General features: G+C 73.3%; 27 protein-coding genes and 1 riboswitch. Of the genes, 13 read left to right on the top strand and 14 right to left on the bottom strand.

Features of this window, described 5'->3' with window-relative positions:
* Positions 1 to 41 precede the first annotated feature (41 nt).
* Positions 42 to 989, bottom strand: a complete 948-nt coding sequence (gene galU, locus IE97_RS0102275) for a UTP--glucose-1-phosphate uridylyltransferase GalU (protein WP_030147480.1) — start codon at positions 987 to 989, stop codon at positions 42 to 44.
* A gap of 393 nt (positions 990 to 1,382) precedes the next feature.
* Here galU and IE97_RS0102270 point away from each other — a divergent pair, with 393 nt between their 5' ends.
* Entirely contained in the window at positions 1,383 to 3,770 is a 2,388-nt protein-coding gene (locus IE97_RS0102270; RefSeq protein WP_030147479.1) for a phosphoketolase, read from the top strand.
* A gap of 72 nt (positions 3,771 to 3,842) precedes the next feature.
* Positions 3,843 to 4,466 carry a DedA family protein gene (locus tag IE97_RS0102265; protein ID WP_030147478.1) on the top strand — a complete coding sequence of 208 codons (624 nt, stop codon included), beginning with the start codon at positions 3,843 to 3,845 and terminating at the stop codon, positions 4,464 to 4,466.
* Between the two features lie 30 nt (positions 4,467 to 4,496).
* On the opposite strand, the gene IE97_RS0102260 is transcribed toward IE97_RS0102265, so the two are convergent.
* The gene (locus IE97_RS0102260; protein ID WP_030147477.1) at positions 4,497 to 5,024 is read right to left on the bottom strand and encodes a gamma carbonic anhydrase family protein; all 528 of its coding nucleotides are present in this window, start codon (positions 5,022 to 5,024) and stop codon (positions 4,497 to 4,499) included.
* 111 nt (positions 5,025 to 5,135) lie between these two features.
* Between IE97_RS0102260 and IE97_RS0102255 the strand changes: the two genes are divergently transcribed.
* On the top strand, positions 5,136 to 5,936 hold the full coding sequence (locus tag IE97_RS0102255; protein WP_030147476.1) for an acyltransferase: 801 nt from the start codon (positions 5,136 to 5,138) through the stop codon (positions 5,934 to 5,936).
* A gap of 15 nt (positions 5,937 to 5,951) precedes the next feature.
* Here the strand turns inward: IE97_RS0102255 and IE97_RS0102250 are convergent, their stop codons facing one another.
* The gene (locus IE97_RS0102250; protein ID WP_030147475.1) at positions 5,952 to 6,809 is read right to left on the bottom strand and encodes a DMT family transporter; all 858 of its coding nucleotides are present in this window, start codon (positions 6,807 to 6,809) and stop codon (positions 5,952 to 5,954) included.
* A 97-nt stretch (positions 6,810 to 6,906) separates the two neighbouring features.
* On the opposite strand from IE97_RS0102250, the gene IE97_RS0102245 reads away from it, so the two are divergent.
* Positions 6,907 to 7,479: a helix-turn-helix domain-containing protein gene (locus IE97_RS0102245; protein ID WP_030147474.1), complete on the top strand. Its 573-nt coding sequence runs from the start codon at positions 6,907 to 6,909 to the stop codon at positions 7,477 to 7,479.
* 37 nt (positions 7,480 to 7,516) lie between these two features.
* On the opposite strand, the gene IE97_RS0102240 is transcribed toward IE97_RS0102245, so the two are convergent.
* The gene (locus tag IE97_RS0102240) at positions 7,517 to 8,599 is read right to left on the bottom strand and encodes a cation diffusion facilitator family transporter (RefSeq protein ID WP_030147473.1); all 1,083 of its coding nucleotides are present in this window, start codon (positions 8,597 to 8,599) and stop codon (positions 7,517 to 7,519) included.
* Positions 8,600 to 8,658: 59 nt separating this feature from the next.
* Here IE97_RS0102240 and IE97_RS0102235 point away from each other — a divergent pair, with 59 nt between their 5' ends.
* Positions 8,659 to 9,018 (top strand): ArsR/SmtB family transcription factor, encoded by a 360-nt coding sequence (locus tag IE97_RS0102235; RefSeq protein ID WP_037835044.1) that lies wholly within the window; start codon positions 8,659 to 8,661, stop codon positions 9,016 to 9,018.
* 15 nt (positions 9,019 to 9,033) lie between these two features.
* Here the strand turns inward: IE97_RS0102235 and IE97_RS0102230 are convergent, their stop codons facing one another.
* Together IE97_RS0102230 and IE97_RS0102225 are read right to left on the bottom strand one after the other, a co-directional pair.
* Positions 9,034 to 10,257: a 4-hydroxybenzoate 3-monooxygenase gene (locus IE97_RS0102230; RefSeq protein ID WP_030147471.1), complete on the bottom strand. Its 1,224-nt coding sequence runs from the start codon at positions 10,255 to 10,257 to the stop codon at positions 9,034 to 9,036.
* 33 nt (positions 10,258 to 10,290) lie between these two features.
* The gene (locus tag IE97_RS0102225) at positions 10,291 to 10,701 is read right to left on the bottom strand and encodes a CoA-binding protein (protein ID WP_030147470.1); all 411 of its coding nucleotides are present in this window, start codon (positions 10,699 to 10,701) and stop codon (positions 10,291 to 10,293) included.
* A gap of 82 nt (positions 10,702 to 10,783) precedes the next feature.
* Positions 10,784 to 10,974, top strand: a riboswitch (cobalamin riboswitch).
* A 68-nt stretch (positions 10,975 to 11,042) separates the two neighbouring features.
* Here IE97_RS0102225 and IE97_RS0102220 point away from each other — a divergent pair.
* The 7 genes from IE97_RS0102220 (at position 11,043) to IE97_RS0102190 (ending at position 16,481) form a co-directional block, all read left to right on the top strand.
* Entirely contained in the window at positions 11,043 to 12,062 is a 1,020-nt protein-coding gene (locus IE97_RS0102220; RefSeq protein WP_030147469.1) for an ABC transporter substrate-binding protein, read from the top strand.
* 11 nt (positions 12,063 to 12,073) lie between these two features.
* Positions 12,074 to 13,129, top strand: coding sequence for an iron chelate uptake ABC transporter family permease subunit (locus IE97_RS0102215; RefSeq protein ID WP_030147468.1), 1,056 nt, complete (start codon positions 12,074 to 12,076; stop codon positions 13,127 to 13,129).
* Positions 13,126 to 13,938: an ABC transporter ATP-binding protein gene (locus IE97_RS0102210; protein WP_037843832.1), complete on the top strand. Its 813-nt coding sequence runs from the start codon at positions 13,126 to 13,128 to the stop codon at positions 13,936 to 13,938. The genes IE97_RS0102215 and IE97_RS0102210 overlap by 4 nt, the downstream gene beginning before the upstream one ends.
* Positions 13,939 to 14,085: 147 nt before the next feature.
* Positions 14,086 to 14,811 carry a hypothetical protein gene (locus IE97_RS0102205; RefSeq protein WP_030147466.1) on the top strand — a complete coding sequence of 242 codons (726 nt, stop codon included), beginning with the start codon at positions 14,086 to 14,088 and terminating at the stop codon, positions 14,809 to 14,811.
* The gene (locus tag IE97_RS0102200) at positions 14,808 to 15,350 is read left to right on the top strand and encodes a SixA phosphatase family protein (RefSeq protein ID WP_030147465.1); all 543 of its coding nucleotides are present in this window, start codon (positions 14,808 to 14,810) and stop codon (positions 15,348 to 15,350) included. Before IE97_RS0102205 ends, IE97_RS0102200 begins: the two co-directional genes overlap by 4 nt.
* Before the next feature lie 123 nt (positions 15,351 to 15,473).
* Positions 15,474 to 15,758, top strand: a complete 285-nt coding sequence (locus IE97_RS0102195) for a hypothetical protein (protein WP_030147464.1) — start codon at positions 15,474 to 15,476, stop codon at positions 15,756 to 15,758.
* A gap of 96 nt (positions 15,759 to 15,854) precedes the next feature.
* Positions 15,855 to 16,481: a YigZ family protein gene (locus IE97_RS0102190; protein WP_030147463.1), complete on the top strand. Its 627-nt coding sequence runs from the start codon at positions 15,855 to 15,857 to the stop codon at positions 16,479 to 16,481.
* Between the two features lie 461 nt (positions 16,482 to 16,942).
* Here the strand turns inward: IE97_RS0102190 and IE97_RS0102185 are convergent, their stop codons facing one another.
* Positions 16,943 to 18,532, bottom strand: a complete 1,590-nt coding sequence (locus IE97_RS0102185; protein ID WP_234331772.1) for an MFS transporter — start codon at positions 18,530 to 18,532, stop codon at positions 16,943 to 16,945.
* Between the two features lie 114 nt (positions 18,533 to 18,646).
* Here IE97_RS0102185 and IE97_RS0102180 point away from each other — a divergent pair, with 114 nt between their 5' ends.
* Complete coding sequence (locus IE97_RS0102180; RefSeq protein ID WP_030147461.1) at positions 18,647 to 19,234, top strand: MarR family winged helix-turn-helix transcriptional regulator; 588 nt, start codon at positions 18,647 to 18,649, stop codon at positions 19,232 to 19,234.
* Positions 19,235 to 19,308: 74 nt separating this feature from the next.
* Here the strand turns inward: IE97_RS0102180 and IE97_RS0102175 are convergent, their stop codons facing one another.
* The 7 genes from IE97_RS0102175 to IE97_RS0102145 form a co-directional block, all read right to left on the bottom strand.
* On the bottom strand, positions 19,309 to 20,124 hold the full coding sequence (locus tag IE97_RS0102175) for an SDR family NAD(P)-dependent oxidoreductase (RefSeq protein WP_030147460.1): 816 nt from the start codon (positions 20,122 to 20,124) through the stop codon (positions 19,309 to 19,311).
* Between the two features lie 66 nt (positions 20,125 to 20,190).
* Positions 20,191 to 21,183, bottom strand: a complete 993-nt coding sequence (locus IE97_RS0102170) for an aldo/keto reductase family protein (RefSeq protein ID WP_030147459.1) — start codon at positions 21,181 to 21,183, stop codon at positions 20,191 to 20,193.
* A 129-nt stretch (positions 21,184 to 21,312) separates the two neighbouring features.
* Positions 21,313 to 22,500, bottom strand: coding sequence for a 3-deoxy-7-phosphoheptulonate synthase (locus IE97_RS0102165; RefSeq protein WP_030147458.1), 1,188 nt, complete (start codon positions 22,498 to 22,500; stop codon positions 21,313 to 21,315).
* 421 nt (positions 22,501 to 22,921) lie between these two features.
* Positions 22,922 to 24,340, bottom strand: coding sequence for an amidase (locus tag IE97_RS0102160; RefSeq protein WP_030147457.1), 1,419 nt, complete (start codon positions 24,338 to 24,340; stop codon positions 22,922 to 22,924).
* Positions 24,333 to 25,352 (bottom strand): AMP-binding protein, encoded by a 1,020-nt coding sequence (locus tag IE97_RS0102155; protein ID WP_030147456.1) that lies wholly within the window; start codon positions 25,350 to 25,352, stop codon positions 24,333 to 24,335. The genes IE97_RS0102160 and IE97_RS0102155 overlap by 8 nt, the downstream gene beginning before the upstream one ends.
* 2 nt (positions 25,353 to 25,354) lie before the next feature.
* Positions 25,355 to 25,654, bottom strand: coding sequence for an acyl carrier protein (locus tag IE97_RS0102150; RefSeq protein ID WP_030147455.1), 300 nt, complete (start codon positions 25,652 to 25,654; stop codon positions 25,355 to 25,357).
* Positions 25,655 to 25,708: 54 nt separating this feature from the next.
* Complete coding sequence (locus IE97_RS0102145) at positions 25,709 to 26,137, bottom strand: hypothetical protein (protein WP_030147454.1); 429 nt, start codon at positions 26,135 to 26,137, stop codon at positions 25,709 to 25,711.
* Position 26,138 lies beyond the last annotated feature (1 nt).

The raw sequence follows: 26,138 nt of genomic DNA, 5'->3' as shown, positions 1-26,138 counted from the left end.
GTGTCCGCGGAACCCCGGCCGGGTGCCGGGGTTCTCGTGGGTCAGGCCGCGAAGTCCCGCCGTGCGGGTCGCGCGCCGTCCAGCCCCGCGACGAACCCCTTGAGCCATGTGACGAACTCCGGCCCCAGGTCCGGCCGGTCGCAGGCCAGTCTCACCACCGTGCGCAGGTAGTCGGCCTTGTCGCCGGTGTCGTAGCGCCGGCCGCGGAAGACGACTCCGTGCACGGCGCCGCCCGCGGCCATCTCCTGGAGGGCGTCGGTCAGCTGGATCTCGCCGCTCCTGCCCGGCGGAGTGCGCTCCAGGACGTCGAAGACGCCCGGGTCGAGCACGTAGCGTCCGATGACGGCGTAGCGACTCGGCGCGTCGTGCGGGGCCGGCTTCTCGACCAGGCCGGTGACGCGGACGACGTCCTCCTCGTCCGTCGGTTCGACGGCCGCGCAGCCGTAGAGCCGGGTCTGTTCCGGCGGGACCTCCATCAGGGCCACGACGCTGCCGAGCAGGTGGCCGCGGACTTCGAGCATCCGGCTGAGCAGCGTCTCGCGCGGGTCGATGAGGTCGTCTCCGAGGAGGACAGCGAAGGGCTGGTCGCCGATGTGCCGACGGGCGCACAGGACGGCATGGCCGAGACCGAGCGGGTCGCCCTGCCGGATGTGGTGGATGCTCGCCAGCCGCGCCGGGTCGCGCACCGCGTCCAGCCGCACGGTGTCACCCTTGGCCGCGAGGGCCTGCTCCAGCTCGAAGGCGTGGTCGAAGTGGTCCTCGATGGCCCGCTTGTGCCGGCCGGTGACCATCAGGACGTCGTCCAGGCCCGCCGTGGCCGCCTCCTCGACGACGTACTGGATGGCGGGCTTGTCGACGACCGGCAGCATCTCCTTGGGGGTCGCCTTGGTGGCGGGCAGGAAGCGGGTGCCGAGACCGGCGGCCGGGATGACCGCCTTGCGCACGGTTCGGACGGGGGCGGGCGGGGCGGAACGGTGGGGGGTGATCATGCGGCCCATGCCGGCGGGCGGAGATGAGAGCACGCCGAGAGGCACATGGGAGCAGGCTGTGGAGGCGGAAACCGCCACGGGAGCGGCGAGACGCGTTCGCCCAGGTGGACCGCCGCGGTGGGACCGGACCGGGGACGGCCGAGGTGATGTGGGCGGGCCCGGCGCCGACGTTCCCGGTCCGGTAGGCCGACTCCTCGCGGGCCGGGGCCGGATGGCGGTTGCGGCGGCCCCGGCCGGCCGGGTTCGCCTTTGCGGGTCGCCCGTGGCCGGGAAGGCCTCGCATGACGGGGAGGCCTTCCCGGCCATGCCTCGCATGACTGGGAGGCGCCCGGCATCGAACCGGAGCAGACTGGTACTCCTCCTGAGGCCGTCGCAGAACCCAGGGAGTCACTTATGCCCGAGGCCCCGCGCCAGGACAGCAGCACCGCACCGACCGAAGAGGAACTGCGCACGCTCGACGCCCACTGGCGGGCCGCCAACTACCTGGCGGCCGGTCAGATCTACCTGCTGGACAACCCCCTGCTCACCGAGCCGCTGCGGGCCGAGCACATCAAGCCGCGGCTGCTGGGCCACTGGGGCACCTCGCCCGGCCTCAACCTCGTCCACACCCACCTCAACCGGGTGATCAAGAACCGCGGACTGGACGCCCTGTGCATCTGGGGCCCGGGCCACGGCGGGCCGTCGGTTCTCGCCAACTCCTGGCTGGAGGGCAGCTACACCGAGAAGTACCCGGACGTGACGCGGGACGCGCAGGGCATGGAACTGCTGATGCGGCAGTTCTCGTTCCCCGGCGGCGTGCCCAGCCACGTCGCCCCGGAGGTGCCCGGCTCCATCCACGAGGGCGGCGAACTCGGCTACTCCCTCGCCCACGCCTACGGCGCCGCCCTCGACAACCCCGGCCTGCTCGTCACCTGCGTGATCGGCGACGGCGAGGCGGAGACCGGCCCGCTCGCGGGTTCCTGGCACGCCAACAAGTTCCTCGACCCCGTCCACGACGGTGCCGTCCTGCCGATCCTCCACCTCAACGGTTACAAGATCGCCAACCCCACGGTGCTGTCCCGCCTGCCCGAGGAGGAACTCGACGCGCTCCTGCGCGGCTACGGGCACGAGCCGCTCCACGTCGCCGGCGACGACCCGGCCGAGGTCCACCGCGCCATGGCCCGGGCGATGGACACCGCACTCGACCGCATCACCGGGGCACAGCACGCCGCCCGCGAGGAGGGCGCGACCGAGCGACCGCACTGGCCGGTGATCGTGCTGCGCACCCCGAAGGGCTGGACCGGACCGTCCGAGGTCGACGGGCAGCCCGTCGAGGGCACCTGGCGCTCCCACCAGGTGCCGCTGTCCGGGGTCCGCGACAACCCGGATCACCTGCGGCAACTGGAAGCCTGGCTGCGTTCCTACCGGCCCGAGGAGCTGTTCGACGCCGAGGGCCGCCCGGTCGCCGACGTCCTCGCCTGCGTTCCCGAGGGCCCCAGGCGACTCGGCGCCACGCCCTACGCCAACGGCGGACTCCTGGTGCGCGACCTGCCGATCGCGTCCCTGGACGACTTCGCCGTCCCGGTCGACAAGCCGGGCAGTACGACGCACGAGCCCACCCGGGTCCTCGGCGACCTCCTGGCCCAGATCATGCGGGACACCCGGGCCCGCCGCGACTTCCGTCTGGTCGGCCCCGACGAGACCGCCTCCAACCGGCTTCAGGCCGTCTTCGAGGCCAGCGGCAAGACCTGGCAGGCCGGGACGCTGCCCGTCGACGAGCACCTGGACCGGCACGGCCGGGTGATGGAGATCCTCTCCGAACACCTCTGCCAGGGCTGGCTGGAGGGCTACCTGCTCACCGGCCGGCACGGCCTGTTCTCCTGCTACGAGGCCTTCGTCCACATCGTCGACTCGATGGTCAACCAGCACATCAAGTGGCTGCGCACCTCCCGGCGCCTGCCGTGGCGTGCCCCCATCGCGTCCCTCAACTACCTGCTGACCTCGCACGTGTGGCGTCAGGACCACAACGGCTTCTCCCACCAGGACCCGGGCTTCGTCGACCACGTCCTCAACAAGAGCCCCGAGGTCGTCCGCGTCTATCTCCCGCCGGACGCCAACACGCTGCTCTCCGTCGCGGACCACGCCCTGCGCAGCCGCGACTACGTCAACGTGATCGTCGCGGGGAAGCAGCCGTGCTTCGACTGGCTGTCGATGGACGAGGCGCGTGTGCACTGCGCCCGCGGCGCCGGCATCTGGGACTGGGCCGGCACCGAGGACGGCCTGCGCGAACCCGATGTGGTGCTGGCCTGCGCCGGTGACGTCCCCACCCAGGAGGTCCTGGCCGCCGCGCACCTGCTGCGCCGGCACCTGCCCGAGCTGGCGGTCCGTGTGGTGAACGTCGTCGACCTGGCCCGGCTGCTGCCGCGGGAGGAGCACCCGCACGGCATGAACGACTTCGAGTACGACGGCCTCTTCACCACCGACAAGCCGGTGATCTTCGCCTACCACGGCTACCCATGGCTCATCCACCGCCTCGCCTACCGCCGCGCCGGCCACAAGAACCTGCACGTACGCGGTTACAAGGAGGCCGGCACCACGACCACGCCCTTCGACATGGTCGTCCGCAACGACCTGGACCGCTACCGCCTCGTCATGGACGTCATCGACCGCGTCCCGGGCCTCGCGGTGCGGGCCACGGCCGTGCGCCAGCGGATGGCCGACGTCCGTACCCGCCACCACGCCTGGATCCGTGAGCACGGCACCGACCTGCCCGAGGTCGCCGAGTGGAGCTGGAACGCCTGAGTCGCAAGCGACGTCCCACGAGCCGGTAGGCTTCCCCGGGCTGGCAGGGAAGCACAGGGAAAGGAACCGGCGTTGCACGTCCAGGAATGGCTCGAAACCGTACCCGCGGTGGCCGTCTACGCACTGGTGGGGCTGGTCATCGGCCTGGAGAGCCTGGGCATCCCGCTGCCGGGCGAGATCATCCTGGTCTCGTCCGCGCTGCTCGCCTCCCAGCACGGCGAGATCGACCCCGTCGTCCTCGGGGCCACCGCCACGGCCGGCGCGATCATCGGCGACTCGATCGGCTACGCCATCGGCCGCAAGGGGGGACGGCCGCTGCTGGCCTGGCTGGGCAACAAGTTCCCCAGGCACTTCAGCGAGGGACACATCGCCACCGCCGAGCGCTCCTTCGAGAAGTGGGGCATGTGGGCCGTCTTCTTCGGCCGCTTCGTCGCCCTCCTGCGCATCTTCGCGGGCCCCCTGGCCGGTGTGCTCCGCATGCCGTACTGGAAGTTCCTCATCGCCAACGTCCTCGGCGGCATCGTCTGGGCCGGTGGCACGACAGCGGTCATCTACTACGTGGGCATCGTCGCCGAGTCCTGGCTGAAGCGCTTCTCGTGGCTGGGGCTGGTGGCGGCCGTCCTGGTCGGCCTGACCTCCATGCTGGTGCTCAAGCGCAAGGCCAAGAAGGCGCAGCCCGTGATCGCCGGGGAGTAGCCGACACACGACCCGCACCCGCCATACGGCCTACGCGTGCACGTCGCGATGCGCCTTCGCCAACTCCGCGTACATCGTGCCGTTGAGGGTGATGCCCTGCCGCTCTTCCTCTGTCAACGGGCGCTTGACCTTGGCCGGCACTCCCGCGACGAGAGACCCCGGCGGCACCACCATTCCCTGCGGCACGAGCGCCTGGGCGGCGACGAGGGACCCGGCCCCGATCACCGCCCCGTTCAGAACCGTCGCCCCCATACCGATCAGACAGTCGTCCTCGACGGTCGCCCCGTGCACCACCGCGTTGTGCCCGACGCTCACGCGCTCACCGACGCTGACGGGAAACCCCGGGTCGGCATGGAGCGTGCAGTTGTCCTGGACGTTGCTGCTCGCCCCCACGGAGATCGACTCGACGTCACCGCGCAGCACCGCCCCGTACCAGACGCTCGCCCCCGGCCCCAGTGAAACACCGCCGATCACCGACGCCGTCGGCGCCACGAACGCCGTCTCGTCGATCCGCGGCTCCCTGCCGCCGATCCCCGTGATCATCGCCCGCTGTCCCATGCCGGCCTCCACAACGTCGTAGACAACGCGCACACCGTACGCCACTCGGTGGGGTGAAGATCACAGGCCTCCGACGCCGCGGGGTGGGCTACCGGTGAGTACCGTGACCTCGTGCCGAAGCGCAAGAACACGTTCTCCTCCTGGCGGCGCGGCCTCGCGCAGCGCGCCGTCCACGCGGGCTGGGCCTGGGTGCAGCGCACCGGCTCCGTCACCGCCGAGCATCCCGGGCGCTACCGATTCGGCGCGATGGGAACGGGTACCAGGCTCGCCTTCCCGCTCGGCACGGTCTTCGGCGAACCCTGGATCCACGTCGGCGCGCACTGCATCATCGGCGAACAGGTCACCCTCACGGCTGGCCTGATGCCCGACCTCGACCTCGGCCCGGACCCGATCCTGCGCCTCGGCGACGGCGTCGTCCTGGGCCGCGGCAGCCACGTCATCGCCGACACGACGGTCACCATAGGCAGCGACTGCTACTTCGGCCCGTACGTCTATGTGACGTCCACGAACCACTCCTACGACGATCCGCACGAGCCGATCGGCAGGCAGTGGCCGCGGATGGAACCGGTGGACATCGGGCCCGGCTGCTGGATCGGCACCGGGGCGGTGATCCTGCCCGGAGCCCGGATCGGGCGGAACGTGGTGGTGGCCGCGGGCGCGGTCGTCCGCGGCACGGTCCCGGACCACGCCGTGGTGGCAGGGGCGCCGGCCCGCGTCGTACGGCGCTGGACGCCCGACGACGGCTGGCAGCCGCCGCTGCGCACCCCACCGCCGGTGCCGATACCGGAGGGCGTCACGCCCGAGCAGCTGCGTGCCCTGTCGGGCATGGACGAGGAGACCGCGGCGAGGCTGGCCGGACTGGACGAGGAGAAGACGCCCGGCAGCATGGCCGAGCCGGCGCCGGGGTCCTGACGGCCCCGGCCGGGGTCAGCCCGACGCCAGCAGGACCGTGCCCACCAGGGCGAGGCCCGCCCCCGCCGCCTGCACCGCCCGCAGCCGTTCGCGCAGGACGCCACGCGCGGCCACCGCGGTCACCACCGGGTACAGGGAGGCGAGCACGGCGGCGACGGTGACCGGGCCGTGCTGCGCGGCGATCGAGTACGTGCCGTTCGCGGCGACGTCCGCGAGGCCGACGAAGGCGAGAGCCGGCAGGGAGCGCCACGGGAAGCCGTCCGCCGCGAGGGCGGGCGCCCCGCGCCGCACCGACACGTACAGCGCCAGTCCGCCGGCGGCGACGTTCGTCACCCGCTGCACGAACAGGGCGAGGAACAGGCCGGTCAGCGTGGTGGACGCCTCGGCGATCAGGGCCATCACCGCGCCGAAGCCGAACGCCGCGAGCAGGGTCAGGGCGATGGCCTGGCGCTGCACGGGAGCGCCGCGGAACTGCGGGCCGCCCGCGAGACAGACACCGGCCACGGCGACCAGGATGCCGACGAACTGCAGCAGACCGGGGCGCTCACCCAGCACCAGGCCCACGCCGACCGGCACGGCCACGCCGACCGAACCGAGCGGCGAGACCACACCCATGGGGCCCAGCGCGAGCGCCTTGTAGAAGGCGAGCATCGCCACCGGTCCGACCAGACCGGCGGCCACGGCGAACCACAGCTGCGGCCCCGCCTCGCTCCAGCCGCCGGTCGCCACCACGACCGCGCCGAGCACGACCACCGCGATCGACTGCGACACCACGACCACCGTGAGCGCGGGAGTGCGCCGGGTCAGCAGTCCGCCGCCGAAGTCGGCCAGTCCCCACAGCAGGCTGGTGGCCAGGGCGAAGAGCGCTGTCATGGTCCGGATGCCTCGCAGTACAGTTCAGTGAACGATCAGGTCAACCACACCATAGTGCACCCTGTTGCACTGTGTCATACAGAATATTGGACGGAATGTGTCGGACCTCGACCTGCTGACCCAGTCCCTGGCGCGCAGCGTCAAGCACTGGCGCGCGGTGCGCGGCTTCACGCTGGACGTGCTCGCCGCCCGGGCGGGCGTCAGCCGCGGCATGCTCATCCAGATCGAGCAGGCCCGCACCAACCCCAGCCTCGGCACCGTCGTCAAGATCGGGGACGCGCTCGGTGTCAGCATCACCACCCTGCTCGACTACGAACGGGGCCCGAAGGTCCGCATCGTCCCGGCCGGGCAGGCCGTACGGCTGTGGCACACCGACGCCGGCAGTTACAACCGGCTGCTCGCCGGCACCGAGGCGCCGGGGCCGCTGGAGATGTGGGACTGGCGGCTGATGCCCGGCGAGAGCAGCCCCTCGGACCCGCATCCGGCCGGCACCGTCGAGCTGCTCCACGTCACGGCCGGGGAGCTGACCCTCACCGTCGACGGCGTGGAGCACCGCGTCCCCGCGGGCGCGAGCGTCTCCTTCGAGGCCAACGCCCCGCACACGTACGGCAACACCAGCGATGTGCCGATGGAGATGATGATGGCCGTCTCCGTGCCGCCCGTGTCCTGACAGGGGCCCACCGCATCCGGTACGGCGGCCGGTGGCGCTACGCCGCCGTGTGGTGGGCCAGCGTCAGATGCGGGTCGGCCTCACCCGGGGCCGGTTCCGGGTCGGCGTGGACCAGTGCCGCGGTCAGGCGGGGTACGGCGTGCAGCAGCGCGTGCTCCGCGTCGACGGCGATGCGATGGGCCTCACGTACCGAGACGTCGCCGTCCACCACGACCGCCACCTCAGCGCGGAGGCGGTGGCCGATCCAGCGCAGCCGCAGCTCGCCCACGCCCCGCACGCCCGCCACCTCGGTCAGTGCCCGCTCCGCCCGGTCCACCAGGGCCGGGTCGACCGCGTCCATCACGCGCCGGAACACCTCCCGCGCCGCGTCCCGCAGCACCAGCGCGATCGCCGCCGTGATCGCCAATCCGACGACCGGGTCCGCCAGTTGCCATCCCAGAGCCGACCCACCGGCGCCCAGCAGCACGGCCAGTGAGGTGAACCCGTCCGTGCGGGCGTGCAGTCCGTCGGCGACCAGTGCGGCCGAGCCGATCGAGCGGCCGACGCGGATGCGGTAGCGGGCGACCCACTCGTTGCCCGCGAACCCGGCAAGGGCGGCCAGGGCGACCGCCGGGACGTGCTCCACGGGGCGCGGGTCGAGGAGGCGGTCGATCGCCGTCCATCCCGCGAAGGCCGCGGACGCGGCGATCGTCAGCACGATCACGAGGCCCGCCAGGTCCTCGGCCCGCCCGTAGCCGTAGGTGAAGCGGCGCGTGGCCACGCGCCGGCCCAGCACGAACGCGATGCCCAGCGGTACGGCGGTCAGCGCGTCCGCGGCGTTGTGCACGGTGTCCCCGAGCAGCGCCACCGAGCCGGAGGCGGCCACCACGACCGCCTGCGCGAGGGCGGTGAGGCCGAGCACCGCGAGTGACACCCAGAGCGCCCGCATGCCGCGCGCCGAGGACTCCAGCGCGGAGTCCACCTTGTCGGCGGTCTCATGGGAGTGCGGGGTGAGGAGGTGGGAGAGGCGATGACGGAGGCCGGTGAGGGAGTGCGCGTGCCCGTGGCCCCCGTGCCCGTGTCCGGGGTCGCCGTGCCCGTGGCCCTCGTGTCCGTGCTCGTGCGGGTGGTCGTGACTCACGTGGGTCCCCTTCCGTGCGCGAGTGGACGTGCACACGCCCACGGCGCCATTATGTGCGTATGAGCGCACGCATGCACCTGTCACCTGCGGACGATGCGCATCCGCGCACCCCGAGCGAGGAACAGTTCGCGCTCGCCGCCGAACTCCTCGCCCTGCTCGGTGACCGCACCCGCATCACCCTGCTGCATGCCCTGACCAGGGGAGAAGCCGATGTCACGACGCTCACGGAGGCGTGCGGGGCCGCGCGGCCGGCCGTCAGCCAGCACCTGGCGCGGCTACGCCTCGCGGGCCTGGTGAGCACGCGCAAGGAGGGCCGCCGGGTGATCTACGCACTCCGCGACGGCCATCTGCGCCGGCTCGTGGACGAGGCGCTGAAGGTGGCCGACCACCGGCTCACCGATCGGCCCGTGCACGACTGAGCCGGCACCGCGGGCTCAGTACCGATCGGCCGTCCCGAGGTACTGCTCGGCGAACGCGGCGGCCGCCGAGGGCGACGAGAACAGCCGGCGCAGCCGGGCGAGCGAGGTGCTCGCGCGGAAGGGGTCCCCCGACGCCGCCCCGTGGTACACCTCGGACAGCCACTGCGAGAACTCCTGGTAGTCCCACACCCGCCGCAGGCACGCCTCCGTGTAGCCGCCGAGGCCGCTGTCGTCCCCGTCGGTCAGATGGGCCACCAGGGCGTCACCGAGCAGGAAGGCGTCGTGCAGGGCGAGGTTCATGCCCTTGGCGGCGATGGGGGCGACCAGGTGGGCCGCGTCGCCGGCGAGGTGGAGCCGGCCGTGCACCATCGGCTCCACCACGTAGTCGTGCATGTCCAGTACGCGCTTCTCGATCAGCCGCCCCTCCGTCAGCGGCGGCGCACCGGCCGCACCGAGCCGCTGCCGCAGCTCCGTCCAGACGCGTTCGTGCGGCCAGTTCTCCGGGGCGTCGCCCGGCGGGCACTGGAGGTAGTAGCGCGTCACCTCCGGGCTGCGCGGCATCTGCCCGGCGAACCCGTTCGGGTGGCAGCCGAACAGCACGCAGTCGGCGGACGGCGGCGCCTCGGCGAGCAGGGCCAGCCAGCCGATGCCGTAGTCGTGCCGTGCTGTCCGGACCCGCTCCGGCGGCAGCGAGGCCCGGGTCACCCCGCGCGCCCCGTCACAGCCCGCCACGAACTCGCAGTGCACGACCCGCCGTTCACCCGACTCGGAGCAGAGGTACGACACCGAAGGGTGGTCGGTTTCGATGCCGTGCACACGCACGTCCCGGACCCCGAAGCGAATCTGCCCGCCGCGTACGTCGGCGTACTCGCGCACCAGGTCCGTCACCAGCAAGGGCTGCGGGTAGACAAAGTGGTGACGGCCCGTCAGCTCGCCGTAGGGGAAACGATACCGTTCACCGTCGAAGCGGAACTCGCACGCGGTGTGCAGCTCCGCCCGGTCCAGCAGGTTCCGGGCGAGGCCCCGCTTCTCCAGGGCCCGCACGGCCCATTCCTCGATGACCCCGGCCCGGGGCCGCTGTTCGATGAACGCGCGGGTCTCGGTCTCCAGCACCAGGCAGTCCACGGAGGCGGCCCGCAGGATGTTGCCGACGGTCAGACCGGCGGGACCGGCGCCCACGACAACGACCGGGAAACGGTGCGGGGCGCCGGAGCCGGGAGGCGGTGAGGCGTGCGGCATCCGCTCATTATGGAGGCACCGACCACAGTCCGGTCACCGCCCGAGCCGGGGAATCTCGATGGCGGGGCAGCGGTCCATCACCATCTCCAGGCCCGCCGCACGGGTCCGGTCGAACGCCGCCGCATCGACGACGCCGAGCTGGAACCACACGGCCTTCGCCCCCTTCGCGACCGCCTCGTCGGCGACGGCTCCGGCGAGGTCACTGTTCACGAACACGTCCACGACGTCCACGTCGAAGGGGATGTCCGCCAGGCTCGCGTACCCCTGTTCCCCGTGCACCGTCTCCGCCTTCGGGTGCACGGGCACGACGCGCTTGCCGAAGCGCTGGAGCACGGCGGCGACGCCGTACGCCGCGCGCGCCTGGTTCGACGACAGGCCCACCACGGCCCAGGTGTCGCCGAGCTCGGTGAGGATCCTGCGGACCGTTGCGTCGTCGCCGTACACCGGCGGCCTCCTCCGGACGTCGTGAACGAGCTGTTCTCCGCACAACGAGGCAGGGCGCGCGGTGATTCCCCGGTGGCCCGCGTGATAGCTTGCCGACGCCAGTCGAACCCATGTACGTGGGTCAGGGAATCCGGTGCGAATCCGGAACTGACGCGCAGCGGTGAGGGGGACGGGCGGGGCCTCGGCCACTGGACGGCGTGCGAGTCGTCCGGGAAGGCGTCCCGTACCGGGTGAACCCGAGTCCGAAGACCTGCTGGCGGCCCCCGCGGCCGTTCGCGGCGGGGGAGCACCGTACGACCGGGCTCCGCGTTCGGGCCCTCGACGACTGAGGACTGGTTTCCGTGCCCCTCGCCCACCCCACCCGTGCCGCCCTCCTGCTCGCGGCCGGTTCTCTGCTCCTGACCGGCTGCGGTGCCCCCGAGCCAGGGCCCGGCACCACGAAGGCCGCCGTCACGCTCGACAACTGCGGCCGGACGGTCCGCGTCAAGGCCGCTGTGCGGCATGCCGTCTCCCTCAACCAGGGCACCACCGAGATCCTGCTCTCCCTCGGCCTCGCCGACCGCTTGGCGGGGACGGCCACCTGGACCGACCCCGTGATGAAGGGGCTGGAGAAGGCCGACGCGCGCGTGCCGCGCATCGCCGACAACAACCCGTCCTTCGAGCGCGTCCTGGACGCAGACCCCGACTTCGTCGCCGCGTCCTTCGTCTCCACCCTCGGCAAGGGCGGCGTCGCCACCCGCGAGCAGTTCGAGCAGCTCGGCGTACCCACGTACGTCTCCCCGTCCGACTGCGCGGGCAAGGACAACTCCGGCGGCGACGGCACGCGCGACAAGGCCCTGGGCATCGACACCGTCTACGGCGAAGTGCGTGACCTGGCCACCGTGTTCGGAGTGAGGGAACGCGGCGACCGGCTCGTGGCCTCCCTCCAACGGCGCATGACGAAGGCCACCCGGGGCATCGACGCCTCCGACGTCACCCTGCTGTACTGGTTCGCCAACTCCGAGTCGCCCTACATGGCCGGCTGCTGCGGAGCGCCCGGCATCATCACCCGGGCCCTGGGCGCGAAGAACGTCTTCGACGACACGCACGAGGAATGGCCGCAGGTCAACTGGGAGACGGTCGCCGACCGCGACCCCGACGTCCTCGTCATCGGTGACCTGACCCGCAAGTCGCAGACCGCCGAGTCGGCCGCGAAGAAGATCGCCTTCCTGGAGTCCAACCCCGTCACCAGGAACATGGACGCGGTCCGGCACAAGCGGTACGTGCTGCTCAGCGGACAGGCCATGAACCCGACCATCCGCACCGTCGAGGGTGTCGAGCAGGTGGCGGCCGGGCTGCGCCGGTTCGGACTGGTCAAGTGACCGTCCGCGGCCTGAGGGAGGTCGCGGCTCCGGCGGCCGGGGCGGCCCGGCCCCGTCGCGGGCCGGGGCTCGCTCTGGGCGCGGCCGGGGCCGTCGCGCTCGTCGCGTCCCTCGCCGTGGCCATCACCATCGGTCCCGCCGACATCAGGGTCGCCGACGTGTGGTCCGTCGTGGCCGCCCATGCCGGCCTCGGCACCTCGGAACTGACCCCGGTGCGGGACGGGATCGTCTGGCAGCTGCGGCTGCCGCGCACCCTGCTCGCCGCCGTGTGCGGCGCCGGACTGGCCGTGTGCGGGGCGGTGATGCAGTCGCTGCTGCGCAACCCGCTCGCCGACCCGTTCGTGCTCGGGGTGTCCTCGGGCGCCTCCACCGGCGCGGTCGTGGTCGTCGTGCTGGGCGTCGGCGGCGGTGCCGTCTCGGTGTCGTCCGGCGCTTTCGCCGGCGCCCTGCTGTCCTTCGCGCTGGTGCTGCTGCTCAGCCACACCCTCGGCGGCACCACCGACCGGGTCGTCCTGGCCGGCGTCGCCGCCATGCAGCTCTTCTCCGCGCTCACCTCCTTCGTCGTGCTGACCTCCGCCGACGCCGAGACGACCCGGGGCGTGCTGTTCTGGCTCCTCGGCTCGCTCAGCGGCGCGGGCTGGACGGACGTGTGGCTGTGCCTGGCCGTGCTGGCGGCGGCGCTGCTGGTGTGCCTGTCGTACGGCCGTGCCCTCGACGCCTTCGCCTTCGGGCAGGACGCGGCCGCGGCGCTCGGGGTGTCCGTGGCCCGCACCCGCCTGGTGCTGCTGTGCGTCACGGCCCTGCTCACGGCCGCGCTGGTCAGCTCGGCCGGGGCCATCGGTTTCGTCGGGCTGGTCCTGCCGCACGCCGCCCGGGCCCTGGCCGGCCCCGGCCATACGCGGCTGCTGCCGGTCACCGCGCTCGCCGGTGCGGTGTTCCTGGTGTGGGTGGACACCCTGGCCCGCACGGTCCTGGACCCGCAGGAGGTGCCGGTGGGGGTCGTGACCTCGCTGATCGGGGTGCCCGCGTTCGTGGTGGTGCTGTACCGGACGAGGAGGGTGCGGTGACCCGGACGCGAACAAGTACCGGGGATCCGGCGGACGTCGCCGGGCTCCGGGCCGACCGGGTCAGCCGCCGTGCCGACGGGCGCCTCATCCTCGACGGCGTCGTCCTCGCGCCTCGGACCGGCTCCACGGTCGGTGTCCTCGGCCCCAACGGCTCCGGCAAGTCCACGCTGCTGCGGCTGCTGGCCGGGTTGCTCACGCCGACCGCCGGGATCGTCACCCTCGACGGCACCCCGCTGCGCGACCTGCCCCGCCGTACCGTCGCCCGACGCCTCGCCATGGTCGAGCAACAGGCCGACACACAGGTCGAGCTGACGGTCGTGGATGTCGTACGGCTGGGCCGCGTACCGCACCGCCGCGCCTGGACGCCCGCCTCGGCGGACGACGAACGGGCGGTGCGTGCCGCCCTTGAACGCACCGGCCTCGCCGACCGTGCTGGCCAGCCCTGGCACACGCTCTCGGGCGGCGAACGGCAGCGGGTGCAGATCGCCCGCGCGCTCGCCCAGGAGCCACGCGAACTCCTCCTGGACGAACCCACCAACCACCTCGACATCCACCACCAGCTCGACCTGCTGGCCCTGGTCAGCGGCCTGCCGGTCACCACCGTCGTCGCCCTGCACGACCTCAATCTCGCGGCCATGTACTGCGACCAGGTCGTCGTCCTGAGCCGGGGGCGGGTGGTGACGTGCGGCGCCCCAGGTGACGTCGTCACGGAGGAGCTCATCGCCGAGGTGTACGGCGTGCGGGCGGCCGTCAGCCGGGAAGGCCCCGAACGGCGGCCGCACGTGCGGTTCCTGGGCACGCTGGGCTGAGGGGTCCTCGCCCGGGCGTGCCGCCGGGCCCCGGCGCGGTGGGTGTGAGCGCGTGGCCGTGCCATTGGTGGGGTGAAATCCCGCCACGGTGGCCCGAAATCGTCGAACGTGCCCGCATGTGCGTGCCCGCCCGCCTACGCTCGCATCGTGCTGCGCATCATCGACGCCCGTACCGGCGAGCCGGTCGACGCCGCCCCGGCCCGCCGGGGCCTGACCCGTGTCGAGGTGCACGCGTCCGGCTTCGACACGACGAACCTGAGGGTGCTGCTCGTCGCGGACGTGCTCGTCCGGGCCCTGGAACTCGACGGCACTCCGGTGTGGGCCCTGCTGACCGGCGGGCGGCACCAGCCGGAGCTGCGAGCGGGCGCCGCGACGCTCGGCGTCCGGCCGTTCGAGGACAGCACGGACGCGAGCGCCGGGCTGGGCGCGGCCCAGATCATTCATGTGGCCGTCCAGGGCGGGGAGGCGACCGACGGCGTGCGGATCGGTGTCGCCCCGGTACGCCCCGAGGACCCGGGCCCGCTGGACGACACCGACTCCGCCGGCTTGCGCCTCGCCCTGCTCACCCGGCACCACGACACGCCCGTACGGCTGGAGGCGGCCGTCCTCGACGAGGCCCGCACCACCCTCGCCCGGTGGCGCGGTGCGGTCGCCCGCTGGGCGAGGCGGCCCTCGCGGCCCGTCCCCGACGAGGTGCGCGGCCGGTTGCGGGACGCCTGGCAGGACGACCTGGACGTCCCCCGGGTGCTGGACGTACTGCGCCAGGTGGAGACGGAGCCGGAGCTGCCGGACGGCGCCCGCTTCGAGACGTACGCCTACGCCGACCGGCTCCTCGGCCTCGACCTCACCCGCGACCTGGGAGCATCGTCATGACCGACCGCACCGGAGCGCTTCCGCTGCGCCGCCTGGTCGTGCTGCGGCACGCCAAGTCCGCCTGGCCGGTGGACGTCACCGACCACGAGCGCCCGCTCGCCCCGCGCGGCCGCCGCGACGCCCCCGCTGCCGGACGGGCCCTGGCCGAGGCCGACTGCCTGCCGGACCTCGCGCTGTGCTCCACCGCCCTGCGCGCCCGCCAGACCTGGGACCTGGCCGCCGCCCAGTGGGGGACACCGCCACCGGTCCGCACCGACCGGCGCCTGTACGCCGCGACCCCGGCCGGTCTGCTGGCCGTCGTGCGGGAGGTGCCCGCCGAGGTGGGGACGCTGCTCGTGATCGGCCACAACCCCGGTCTGGAGGAGCTGGTCCTGGCGCTCGCCGGGGACGGTCTCGACGACAACCTGGAGCGGGTCCGTACGAAATTCCCCACCGCGGCGATCGCCGTCCTGTCCTGGCACGGCTCGACCTGGCGGGCCCTCGGCCCCGCCGGCGCGCTGCTCACGTCCGTGATGGTGCCCCGGGGCGCGAAGACGTAGCCCGGGTCACCCACGGGCACGAGGCCTTTCCGGTGATTTGCGCCCGTCTCGCGCTGGGGGTGGGCGCCGCGGCGGGTACGCCGTCTGGGACGAACGGCCCCGCGATCCATGAGGAGACCAGCCATGCACGCAGTGATCCGGCGGTACGAAGGGGTGACCGACCCGGCTGAGGCGGGACGCCGGGTGGCGGAGGGGTTCGTGCCGCTCCTGCGCGAGGTGCAGGGTTTCGTGGCCTACTACTGGGTCGACGCCGGTGACGGGGTGATGGTGTCGACCAGTGTCTTCCAGGACCGGGCCGGCGCCGAGGAGTCGACCGGGAGGGCCGGGGACTTCGTACGGGACCACCTCGCCGAGCTGCTGCCGAATCCGCCCCAGGTCACGGCGGGCGAGGTCGTGGCTCATTCGTAGCCGAGGCCTCGGCGGATCCGGCTGACCCGGGGCGTCGCGGGTGGCGACCAGGGGGTGTTTCGAAGGTCCGGGTCATGAGCCTTCTAGGCTGGCCGGATGCAGGACGAATACCGCACGGTCGCCCGTCCGGGCGTGCACGAGACCGAGGTCAACCGATCCCGCTTCCTGTGTGCCCTCGCCCCGGCGGCCACCGAGCGGGAGGCCCAGGCCTTCATCGCCGCGGTCCGCAAGGAGCACGCGGACGCCAACCACAACTGCTGGGCCTACGTCATCGGCGCCGACGCCTCGGTCCAGAAGGCGAGCGACGACGGCGAACCCGGCGGCACCGCGGGCGTCCCCATGCTCCAGATGCTGCTGCGCCGTGACATGCGGTACGTCGTCGCCGTCGTCACCCGCTACTTCGGCGGAGTCAAACTCGGTGCCGGCGGGCTCATCAGGGCGTACGGCGGAGCGGTCGGCGAGGCCCTCGACACCCTCGGCACACGTACCCGCCGCAGGTTCCGCCTGGCCACGGTCACCGTCGACCACCAGCGAGCCGGCAGGCTCGAGAACGACCTGCGCACCACCGGGCGCGAGGTGCGGGACGTGCGCTACGGGGAGGCGGTCACGATAGAGATCGCGCTCCCGGACGCCGACGTGGAGGCCTTCCGCGCCTGGCTCGCCGACACGACCGCCGGCACGGCCGGGTTCGAACCGGGCGGAGAGGCGTACGGCGACGCTTGACGAGCGGGCGGCGCCTGGTGCGACGCCTGAGCGCCGGCCTGCTGGGCCACCGGACCCGGCGGCCCGGACCCGCCGGGCCGTCGGGCCCGGGCCCGTCCCGGTGGGGGGAGAGGCCGCGCGGCGCGCCGCCGGGGCCCGCGCGGTATACCGCCGGGCCGGGCGCGCATCGGGGCCGTGGCACGTGCAGGGGTGTGGCGCGCCCACGGATGTGACGCAGTGGCTGGGGTGTGCCCACGGATGTGGCGCAGTGGCTGGGGTGTGCCCACGGATGTGGCGCAGTGGCTGTGGTGCGCCTTCGGGGCGCGGTGCACCACTGGGTGGTGTGCGCACCGGGCCGTGGTGCGGCTACCGGCCCTGGCACACCGCCAGGGCCATCGCGTGCCGGAAGCGCGCTCCGCCCCTCGGTCGGACCGGCCAGGGGACGGTGTGGTCGACGTCCGAACGCCCGGCGCGGACAGCGGTCAGCGGTCCGTCGCGGCGCCGGTGGGCTGGTCCGGGCCCACGGCGGGGCCGTCGGAAAGGCCTTCGGAACCGTCGGGCCGCGCACCCACCGCAGGATCCGTGCCCGCGGGCACCCGCCCCAGCCGGAGCGCGAGCAGTGCGGTGGCGACGGCGAGGGCCGCCAGGACGTACGCGGTGAGGTCGAACGCGCCGGCGAACTCGGACAGGCCGGTGCCCGGACCCGGTTCCTGCGGATTGGTGCCCAGGAAGCCGCGGTACAGGGCCCCGATGACCGCTACGCCGAAGGCCATGCCCGCCTGGGTGACGGTGTTCAGGACACCCGATCCGGCACCGGCGTCGTCCGGGTGGACCCGGGACAGGACGGTGTCCACCAGAGGGGCCACGACGAGGCCCTGCCCGAACCCGGAGACGCCCATCACCGCCGCGAGCCCGATCGCCTGGCTCGTGCTGTCCAGGCCGGTCGTCGCGGGCACGGCGACCAGACCGGCCGCCATGACGAGGCCGCCCGACACCGACACCCCGATGCCGAACCGGGCCGCGAGCCCGCGGCATGCCGCCGAGGCGACGATGAACCCGAGGCCGAGCGGCACGAAGACCAGGCTCGCCGTCAGCGGAGTCAGTCGGAGGCCCGACTGGAGGTGGTAGGTGAGGACCAGGAACAGCCCGGCGTTGCCGGAGAAGAACAGCAGGACGGTGCCCATGCTGAGCGGGAAGCCCTTGGCCCGCAGCAGCCGGCTCGGCAGCAGCGGGTCGTCGCCCCGGGACTCCGCGCGGCGCTCCCAGCGCAGGAAGGCCCAGGCGCCGGCCACGCTGAGCGCGAAGCAGCAGTACGTCCACCAGGGCCAGCCGTGCTCGCCGCCGAGGATCAGCGGGATGAGCACCAGGGGCAGCAGTACGGCGGTGAAGACGGCGCCGACGATGTCGAGTCGCGGCACGTCGGCGCTGCGGCTCTCGGTGACGGCGGGCACGGCCGCGCACAGGATCGCCGCGCCGATCGGCACGTTGATCAGGAAGATCATGCGCCACCCCAGACCGGCCACGTCGAGGTCGAGCAGCAGGCCTCCGCCGACCAGGCCGGCGATGACGCCCGCGCCGATGGAGGCCCCGTAGGCGCCGACCGCACGGGCACGGTCCCGTTCGTGCACGAAGAGGGCACGGATGAGCGAGAGCACCTGCGGTGTCATCACCGCGGCGGACAGGCCCTGGAGCACCCGGGCCGCGATCAGGGTGACCGGGCTGGGCGCGAGGGCGCACAACAGGGAGGTCAGGGTGAAGGCGGCCACCCCGTACTGGAAGGTGCGCTTGCGGCCGATCCGGTCGCCGAGCCGGCCGGCGGTTACCATGCCCGCTGCGTAGGCGATCACGTAACCGTCGATCACGAACTGGAGTTGGCCGAACCCGGCGTTCAGGTCCGCCTGGATCCCCGGAGCCGCGACGTTCACGATGAACATGTCGATCTGGCTCATGAACATCGCGAGCAGGACCACGGTGAGTCCCGCCCAGTCCCGCCCGGTGGCACGGGGAGGACCGGTCGCGGTGGAGGCCCCGGCTCCGGCCTTCGGACTCGCTTTCGTTGTCACTGTGCGCATATCACCACTCGTTGTCGGAAGGTGCGCTGGTCGTGCGGGGTGCGCCGAAGCACCGACATATGTTTAGCGCTAAATTCAGATCTAAATGTAGCAGCTGAGTGAAGGACAGGCCTCATGAGGACACCGGAACAGAGCGATCACCGGCCGACGGGGGACGACCCGGCGGACGCCATCGCGGCCGCCTGGAGTCGCGAGCGCCCCGAGACGCCGGTGGGTTCCATCGGCGTGGTCACCAGGATCTGGCAGCTCGCCAAGCACTTCGGCGACGACCGCAGGCGGGTGCTCGCCGAGGCCGGGGTCGACCCCGCCACCCTGGACCTGCTCAGCGTGCTGCGCCGCAGCGGGCCGCCCTACACCATGAGCACCCGGGACCTGGCCGTGCACTCCCTGGTCACCGCGGGCGCCATCTCCCAGCGCGTCGCCCGCGCCGAGCGCGACCACCTGGTCACCCGTCGGCCCGCCCCTGGACGCAGCCGCGCTGTCCTGGTCGAACTGACCCCCGCCGGCCATGAGTTGGTGGAGCGCACGGTGGACCGGGTGCTCGCCCGCGAGGCACAGCTCCTGGAACGCCTGGGCCCGGAGCGGCGGGAAGCCCTCGCCGAACTGCTGCGCGAACTGCTCGACGACGTGCAGGACGAGCTGAAGGTGCGGGGGGTCTCCCATGTGGGGCACGAGGGCCTGGACCAGCCTGGACACGGCTGAGCCCGGCCGGAAACCAGACCGGAAGCATGGCCGGACCCGGCCCGGGCGCCCCCGGACCGGGAAACAGCTCCGGATCAGTAGCCGTACGCGCTCGGCGCGTTCTGGCCGCCGTCCACCGGGATGTTCGCGCCGTTGACGGCCCGTGCCCGGTCCGAGAGCAGGAAGGCGATCACCTCGGCGACATCCCGCGGATCGACCAGACGGCCGCCGGGGAACTCCTTCTCGAACTCGCGGTAGGCCCGCGGGTTCTCGTCCCGGAGCCTGGCCCAGCCCTTGCCCTCGATCAGCATGGAGCCGGGCGAGACACAGTTGACCCGGATCCCGCGCGGCCCCAGCTCCCGGGCCAGGGACGCGGCCAGGTGGATCTGGGCCGCCTTGGCCGCCGCGTACTGCGCGGGCGGGGCGGGCTTCCAGCCGGAGACCGAGGAGACCAGCACGGCGCTGCCCCCTGCCTCCGCCAGGTGATCGGCGGCCTCGCGCAGCGCGATCGCCGGGTGCGTGACGTTGAGCCGGCACGTCTGGTCCCAGTCGTACGGTTCCGTGGCGCGCAGGTCCCCGCCGCGCGCTCCGCCCGCGACGGTCACCAGACCGTCCACCCGGCCGAGCCGGGCGGCCGACGTCCGTACGAACGCCGCGAGGGCGGACTCGTCGAGTACGTCGAGCCGCTCGGTGTGCATGACGCGCCCGTACCGGTCGCGCACCTCCTCGGCGACCGTGTCCAGCGAGGCCGCGTCACGACCGCACACGGCGAGATCGCACCCCTGCGCGGCGAGCCGCAGCGTGGTCTCCCGGCCCAGCCCGCGGCTGCCGCCGGTCACGATCACCGCGCTCCCGGCCGGCCCCGGCCTGCCGGACTCCGGTACACCGGCCCTGCCGTCCGTGCCGTCCACGCCGTCTGCTCCCCTCCTCGTCCGTCCGTCCCTCCTTCCTCGGCTCCCCGTCTCCCGGGGCCGAGATCAGCCCGTCCTCGCCGGGTCCCGCACGATGTACGCCGAGAGGATCTCGTCGATGCGATCCAGCACCGGCCGCTCCAGCCGCACACCGGAGGCCGCGGTGTTCTCCTTGACCTGCTCGGGGCGGCTCGCGCCGATGATGGCCGCCGAGACGGACGGGTTCTGCAGGACCCAGGCGATCGCCAGCTGGCTCATCGTCAGCCCGAGGTCGGAGGCGACGGGGGCCAGCTCCTGAACGGCCCGCAGGGCCCCCTCGTCGTTCATCCAGTGGCCGACCAGCATGTCGAGGAAGCCCTTGCCGGCCTCGGCGTCCGCCCGGGAGCCCGCGGGCGCCGCCGCGCCGGGCAGGTACTTCCCGCTCAGGATGCCCTGCGCGAGGGGCGACCAGACGACCTGGCCCAGTCCCTCCCGTTCGCACGCGGGGACGACCTGCGATTCGATGACCCGCCACAGCATGGAGTACTGGGGCTGGCTGGCGACCAGCGGGACCCGCAGCTCCCTGGCGAGACCGGAGGCGCGGCTGATCTGCTCGGCGGTCCACTCGCTCACGCCGACGTAGAGGACCTTGCCGGAGCGGACCAGGTCCGCGAAGGCGAGCATGGTCTCCTCGAGCGGCACGTCCGGGTCGTAGCGGTGCGCGTAGTAGATGTCGACGTAGTCGGTGCCGAGGCGGCGCAGCGAGCCCTCGCAGCCCTCGACGACGTGCTTGCGGGACAGGCCGCGGTCGTTGGGGCCGGGGCCCACCGGGTGGCAGACCTTGGTGGCGAGCACCAGGCCCTCCCGCCGCTGCCCCGCGAGCGCCTTGCCGAGCACGGTCTCGGCCCGCGTCTCGGAATACACGTCGGCCGTGTCGAAGGTGGTGATGCCCGCGTCGAGTGCGGCCCGCACGCAGGCATGTGCCGCCTCCTCGTCGATCTGGGCACCGTGGGTGATCCAGTTGCCGTAGGCGATCTCGCTGATGACGAGGCCGCTCCGGCCGAGCCGGCGGAACTCCATGGGTTCGTGTCCCCTTCTCTGGTTCTCTGGTTCTCTGGTGCGCTGGCTTCTCTTCTTCGGCGTTCTCGGTTGTCGCGGAGCGTCCCGGCGGTGCGCGTGCGGGCGCGGCGGGACAACCGGACCGGCGCCTCACAGCAGTGCCGCCGAGCGGGTCACCACCTCACGGGCCTGGCGCGGACTGAGCCGCGGGTCGCAGGCCGACTCGTAGCGGGGCAGCGGCGTGGCCGAGGCCAGTTCCCCGGCCGTGTCGACGCACTCGGTGACCGGACCGTGGGCCGTCTCCAGCATCAGACCGGCCGGGCGCAGCCCGTGCGCGTGCAGCGTCGACACGAAGCCCTCGATCTCGGCCATGACGTCGCGGACCACGCGGGTCTTCTGCCCGGCGCCGTTGACCCGGGTGTTGCCGTGCATCGGGTCGCAGATCCAGGTCACACCGGCGGCCTCGTCACCGAGCGCCCTCAGCACCGCGGTCAGGCCCGGGTCGATGCGGTCCCGCCCCATGCGCACGATCAGGGAGAGCCTGCCCGGACGGTTCGGGTCGCCGAGCATCCGCACCAGCGTGCGCACCTCCTCGGGCGGCGCCCCGGGGCCGATCTTGACGCCGACCGGGTTGCTGATCGACGCGGCGAACTGCACGTGCTCGTGATCGAGTTGACGGGTCCGGTCACCGATCCACAGGAAGTGGCCGGAGGAGCCGTAGCGGCCCCCGTCCCCGTCGGGGCGCACCAGAGCCTGCTCGTACTCCAGGAGCAGCGCCTCGTGTCCCGCGTAGGTGCGCTGGGGCGCTGCCCGCCCGGCCAGGCCCATGTCCCTCTCGAGCAGGGTGCTCAGGGTGGTACCGGCGTTCCGGTGGGCCAGGAGCAGCCGGGAAGGCAGTGCGGTGCGCGCGGCCAGGGTGGGCTCGGGGGCGTTGACCGCGTCCCCGCGGTAGACCGGCAGCACGGTGCCGTCGGAGAGGGTCTCGGTCGGCTTCGAGCGCGGCTTGGCGTACTGCCCGGCGATCCGCCCCATCCGGACGGTGGGCAGGCCGACGGCATCGGTGAACTCGTCGGCCAGGCCGTGCAGTTCGTCGGCCTTGGCGAGGACGGTCTCGGGATCGGCGTCGGTGAACCGCTCGGCGCACTCCCCGGCCTGCAGCACGAAGGCCTCACCACGGGCGGCCCGCCCGAGTTCGGCGGTGAGGTCGGCGCAGGCGGTGGCGTCCACCAGCGGGGGCTTGGCCTCCAGGGAGCGCAGGACGTCCTTGAGTTCGTCGAGCGAGGCCCATTCGGGCTGCTGCAGGGCACGGGCCGGCAACAGCAGGCGCGTGGCGGTCATGGTCTTCCTCCATGGGGCGGGTCGGCGTCCGGCGTCAGGGCCGGGCCGGGGAAGCGGGTGGGGTGCGGGGAGCGGGCGGATCCCGGTGCCCGGTCCGGCTCCGGCGTCACACGGCAGCCGCGTGGTGGGTGTCCGCGGCGGCGGGCGCCGGACCGGAGCCGGGACGGGTCAGTCCTGGTGCGCTGCCGCGGGCCGGCAGGCCTCCACCGAGGTGCCGGGTGATCGGCTGTCGTCGGATGAGCGGGGGAGGGCCGTCGGTGCCTTCCGTCGTCCTGTCGTGACGTCGGCGGGTCTGCGGGCGCACCGGTCCAGGGCCTGTTGCGAAAGCGGCCTCGTCGCCCGGAGGGCGGCCGCGCGGCGTCCGTTGCGTGCTCTCGGCGTGCCGGGCGTCGCGCGGCAGCCGGCACTTTCGCAACAGGCCCTACCCGGGGGTGAATCCGAGCGGGCCGACCGCGTCCTCCAGCAGCCCGGCCAGCCGGATCAGCAGCGGCTCGTGGTCGCGGCGGGCGATGAGCTGCACGCACAGGGGCGCGCCGCGCTCGTCCCGGGCGACCGGCATGGTGAGCGCGGGCAGCCCGGCGAAGCTGGCCAGCGGCGTGTAGGCCACGCGCAGGTCGTAGTCGGGATCTCCCGGCGCCGGGATGGTCGACACCCGGGCGTCGGCGGTGGCGAGGTCCGGCGGCGCGGCCGGGTCCAGGGGGAGCAGCCAGGCGTCCACGCCCGCGGTGTCGAAGTCGCCCTCGACGGTGGCGCGGGTGTGCGCCAGGCGCTCCAGGATCCAGGCGTAGCGGTCGTCCTGGACCTTCGCGCCCACTTCCAGGGCTCCTCGGGTGGTCTCGTGCAGGTCGGCGGGCACCCAGGGCCGCCACAGCTGGTAGGCGTCCCAGGCCTGACGCGCGCACAGCTCCCACGCGGGCCCGCGCAGCGCCCACAGGTCGTCGAGCCGTACCGGGCCGAGCCGCTGACCGCCCCCTTCCAGAAGCCCGCAGGCGGCGTCCAGCGCCTGGCGCATGACGGGCCCGCAGGTGCCCTCGGGTCCGTCGACGTTGGCGACGACGCCGATCCGGTACGGACCTTGGCCGGCCGGGTACTGGGCGCCGAGCCGGTCGAGTCCGAGGAGCGGCCACAGGTACGCCAGGTCCGCCGCGCTGCGGGTGGCCCAGCCGAGTGCGTCCATGGGCGGGGAGAGCGGGAACACCCCGTCCAGCAGTGAGGTGCGGTGCGTCATCCGCAGGCCCACCGTCCCGCACTGACCGGCGGGCCAGCGCACCGAGCCCAGCACGTCCGTGCCGAGGCCGAGGTCACAGATGCCGGCGGCCACGGAGACGGCCGTCCCGGTGCTGGACCCGCCGGGGTCGATCCGCGGAGCGTACGGGTTGACGCACTCCGACCCCACCCCGATGTTGAGTTCGGTCGTGACGACCTTGGCGGTCACGGCCGCGAGGCCGCCCGGAAGGGCGGCGATCGCGGGGTTCGAGACCCGGGCGTGGTGACGGTGGCCGCGCAGACCCAGCCTGGTGGGGAAGCCTGCCACGTCGACGGTGTCCTTCACGCCCACCCGCACGGGCGGGGCGTCCGGGCCGAGCGGGGCGCGCTGGACGCAGGCCCGGTAGCGGGCGTCCGCCAGGTCGGACCAGGCGGCCTCCGCGGTACGCCACTCCTCGGCGCCCAGGGCGCCCCGGGCACGGGCCGTCACCCGCTCCGGCAGCGGCAACGCCATCGGCGTGCCGGGTGCCGGTGCCTCGGGTGCGGTGGTCCAGCGGGCCTGCCGCGCGTAGCCGGTGATGGCCTCCTGAGGAGTGGGGGTGCTGTGCGCTGTGGCGACGGTGGCGTCAGACATGCTCGGCCTCCTGTGCGGGGCGGGCGGTGGCGGTGAGCTCGGTGGTGAGGACCTTGCCGGTGGCGCTGCGGGGGATACGGGGAACGCGGTGCACGGCGCGCGGCGCGGGCAGTCCCGAGGGCAGCCGGCCCAGCTGCCGGCGCAGAGCTACCGGGTCGACCGTCGCGGGACCGGCGTAGAACACCTCGTAGTGCTCTCCGCGGACCGGGTCGCTGACCGGCGCGCAGACGAGGTCCAGCCCCGGGCAGCGGGCCCGGGCCATCTCCTCCACACGCGCCAGGTCGCAGCGCACCCCGTTCACCTTCACCAGTCGGGAGGCGCGCCCCAGGTGGTGGAAGGCGCGCGGGCCCGCCGGTGCCACGAGGTCGGGCAACTCCCAGCCCTCCGGGGGTACTTCGGTGCCGGGCCGACGGGCCAGCCGGGGACTGGCGACCCGCAGTCGCCGGGCGGTGCCGCTGTCGTCCGCGGGGGCCCCGGGCAGCACCTCCACGTCGGGCAGCAGACGCCAGGGCAGACCGTCGGTGTGCTCGCCGGCGATCCGGCGGTGGGCGACGGCCCCGGTCTCGGTGGAGCCGAGCAGTTCGTGTGCCCGGAAGCCGGCCTCGGTGAGGCGTCCGGCCACCCGGTGGGCCGCCGGGGTGGCCGGACCGGTGCTGTGCAGGGCCGTCACCCGGCCGTGCCGCGCCAGGGCCGGAAGGTGCCGGGCGAGCAGTTGCCAGGTGGAGGGCAGGCAGATCAGCAGGGTGGGAACGCCGTCCTCGAGCGGAGGCACGGTGAGCGGCTCGTCCCAGAGCCCGGTCACCGGGACGTCCTGGAGCCGTGGCAGCTCGCGCCCGTACAGCCGCCCGTAGAGGTGGCCGGGGGGAGCGTAGGAGACGACGCGGCCGAACCGGGCGGAACCCAGCACCGCTTCGTGCACCAGCTCCACCTCTGCCCGCAACTGGGCCTCGGTGCGCATCCAGGTCACCGGGGGGCCGGTGCTGCCGGAGGTGGCGAAGGCGATGTCCGGCACGGTCAGCTCCCGTGCCCGAGGGCCACCGAGTCCTCCAGACGCTCGTGGGTGAAGCGCACCATCCGCTCCACGCTGGAGAACCAGAAGCGGACGTCGTCGGCGACGAAGTCCACCTCGATGCCGAACTCGCCCTCCACGGCGGAGATGCACTCCATCGCGGTGAGGCTGTCGTAGCGCTCGCCGAGGGCCTTCTGGAGGTCGGCGTCGGAGGGGACGTCGGTGAAGGCGTCGCCGATACGGGTGGCCAGGACGGACCGGGTGCGGTCGTGGATCTCTTCGGTCGAGGGGACGGTCGTGGTCATCGTCGTACTCCTTGCCGGTGGAACAGTCGTTCGGAGGGGGAGAGGAAGAGGCGTTCAGCCGGCGGTGGCCGGTGCGGGGCCCACGGCCGTGCCGTCGGCCCTGGTCATCCCTTCTCCCGCGCCGAGGTAGACGTCGGACGGGGAGGTGGGGCGGAACTCCAGGTAGCAGAAGGGCGTCCGGGCGTCCGCGCCCAGTGCCTCGGTGACGCAGCGGGCGAGCCCGTCGCGGAAGGTGTCGTCACGGTCGGGCCCCACACAGCACGTCACCGACGCGTGCTGCGGGCCGGTTCCGTCCGTCTCGTACGGCAGGGCCTCGACCGGCATCCCGCCGGAGAAGACGGTGCCGTCCCCGGTGGGTTCGAAGCGGACGACGACGTGACCGGCCTGGACGCCCTGGGCGGTGAGCCAGCGGGTGATCCGCAGCGCGACGGCGCGGCGGCGGGGCACGGGGAGTTCGGGGGTACGGATGGTGATGGTGGGCACG

The organism is Streptomyces sp. NRRL S-455 (assembly GCF_000717875.1).
GTDB lineage: Bacteria > Actinomycetota > Actinomycetes > Streptomycetales > Streptomycetaceae > Streptomyces.
This window is presented reverse-complemented; position numbering and strand designations above follow the sequence as displayed.

Excerpts from the sequence above, each read along its gene's own strand:
- galU (WP_030147480.1), bottom strand. The coding sequence starts at position 989 with ATGATCACCCCCCACCGTTCCGCCCCGCCCGCCCCCGTCCGAACCGTG.
- IE97_RS0102270 (WP_030147479.1), top strand. The coding sequence starts at position 1,383 with ATGCCCGAGGCCCCGCGCCAGGACAGCAGCACCGCACCGACCGAAGAG.
- IE97_RS0102260 (WP_030147477.1), bottom strand. The coding sequence starts at position 5,024 with ATGGGACAGCGGGCGATGATCACGGGGATCGGCGGCAGGGAGCCGCGG.
- IE97_RS0102250 (WP_030147475.1), bottom strand. The coding sequence starts at position 6,809 with ATGACAGCGCTCTTCGCCCTGGCCACCAGCCTGCTGTGGGGACTGGCC.
- IE97_RS0102235 (WP_037835044.1), top strand. The coding sequence starts at position 8,659 with ATGAGCGCACGCATGCACCTGTCACCTGCGGACGATGCGCATCCGCGC.
- IE97_RS0102230 (WP_030147471.1), bottom strand. The coding sequence starts at position 10,257 with ATGCCGCACGCCTCACCGCCTCCCGGCTCCGGCGCCCCGCACCGTTTC.
- IE97_RS0102200 (WP_030147465.1), top strand. The coding sequence starts at position 14,808 with ATGACCGACCGCACCGGAGCGCTTCCGCTGCGCCGCCTGGTCGTGCTG.
- IE97_RS0102195 (WP_030147464.1), top strand. The coding sequence starts at position 15,474 with ATGCACGCAGTGATCCGGCGGTACGAAGGGGTGACCGACCCGGCTGAG.
- IE97_RS0102190 (WP_030147463.1), top strand. The coding sequence starts at position 15,855 with ATGCAGGACGAATACCGCACGGTCGCCCGTCCGGGCGTGCACGAGACC.
- IE97_RS0102185 (WP_234331772.1), bottom strand. The coding sequence starts at position 18,532 with ATGCGCACAGTGACAACGAAAGCGAGTCCGAAGGCCGGAGCCGGGGCC.
- IE97_RS0102180 (WP_030147461.1), top strand. The coding sequence starts at position 18,647 with ATGAGGACACCGGAACAGAGCGATCACCGGCCGACGGGGGACGACCCG.
- IE97_RS0102170 (WP_030147459.1), bottom strand. The coding sequence starts at position 21,183 with ATGGAGTTCCGCCGGCTCGGCCGGAGCGGCCTCGTCATCAGCGAGATC.
- IE97_RS0102165 (WP_030147458.1), bottom strand. The coding sequence starts at position 22,500 with ATGACCGCCACGCGCCTGCTGTTGCCGGCCCGTGCCCTGCAGCAGCCC.
- IE97_RS0102160 (WP_030147457.1), bottom strand. The coding sequence starts at position 24,340 with ATGTCTGACGCCACCGTCGCCACAGCGCACAGCACCCCCACTCCTCAG.
- IE97_RS0102150 (WP_030147455.1), bottom strand. The coding sequence starts at position 25,654 with ATGACCACGACCGTCCCCTCGACCGAAGAGATCCACGACCGCACCCGG.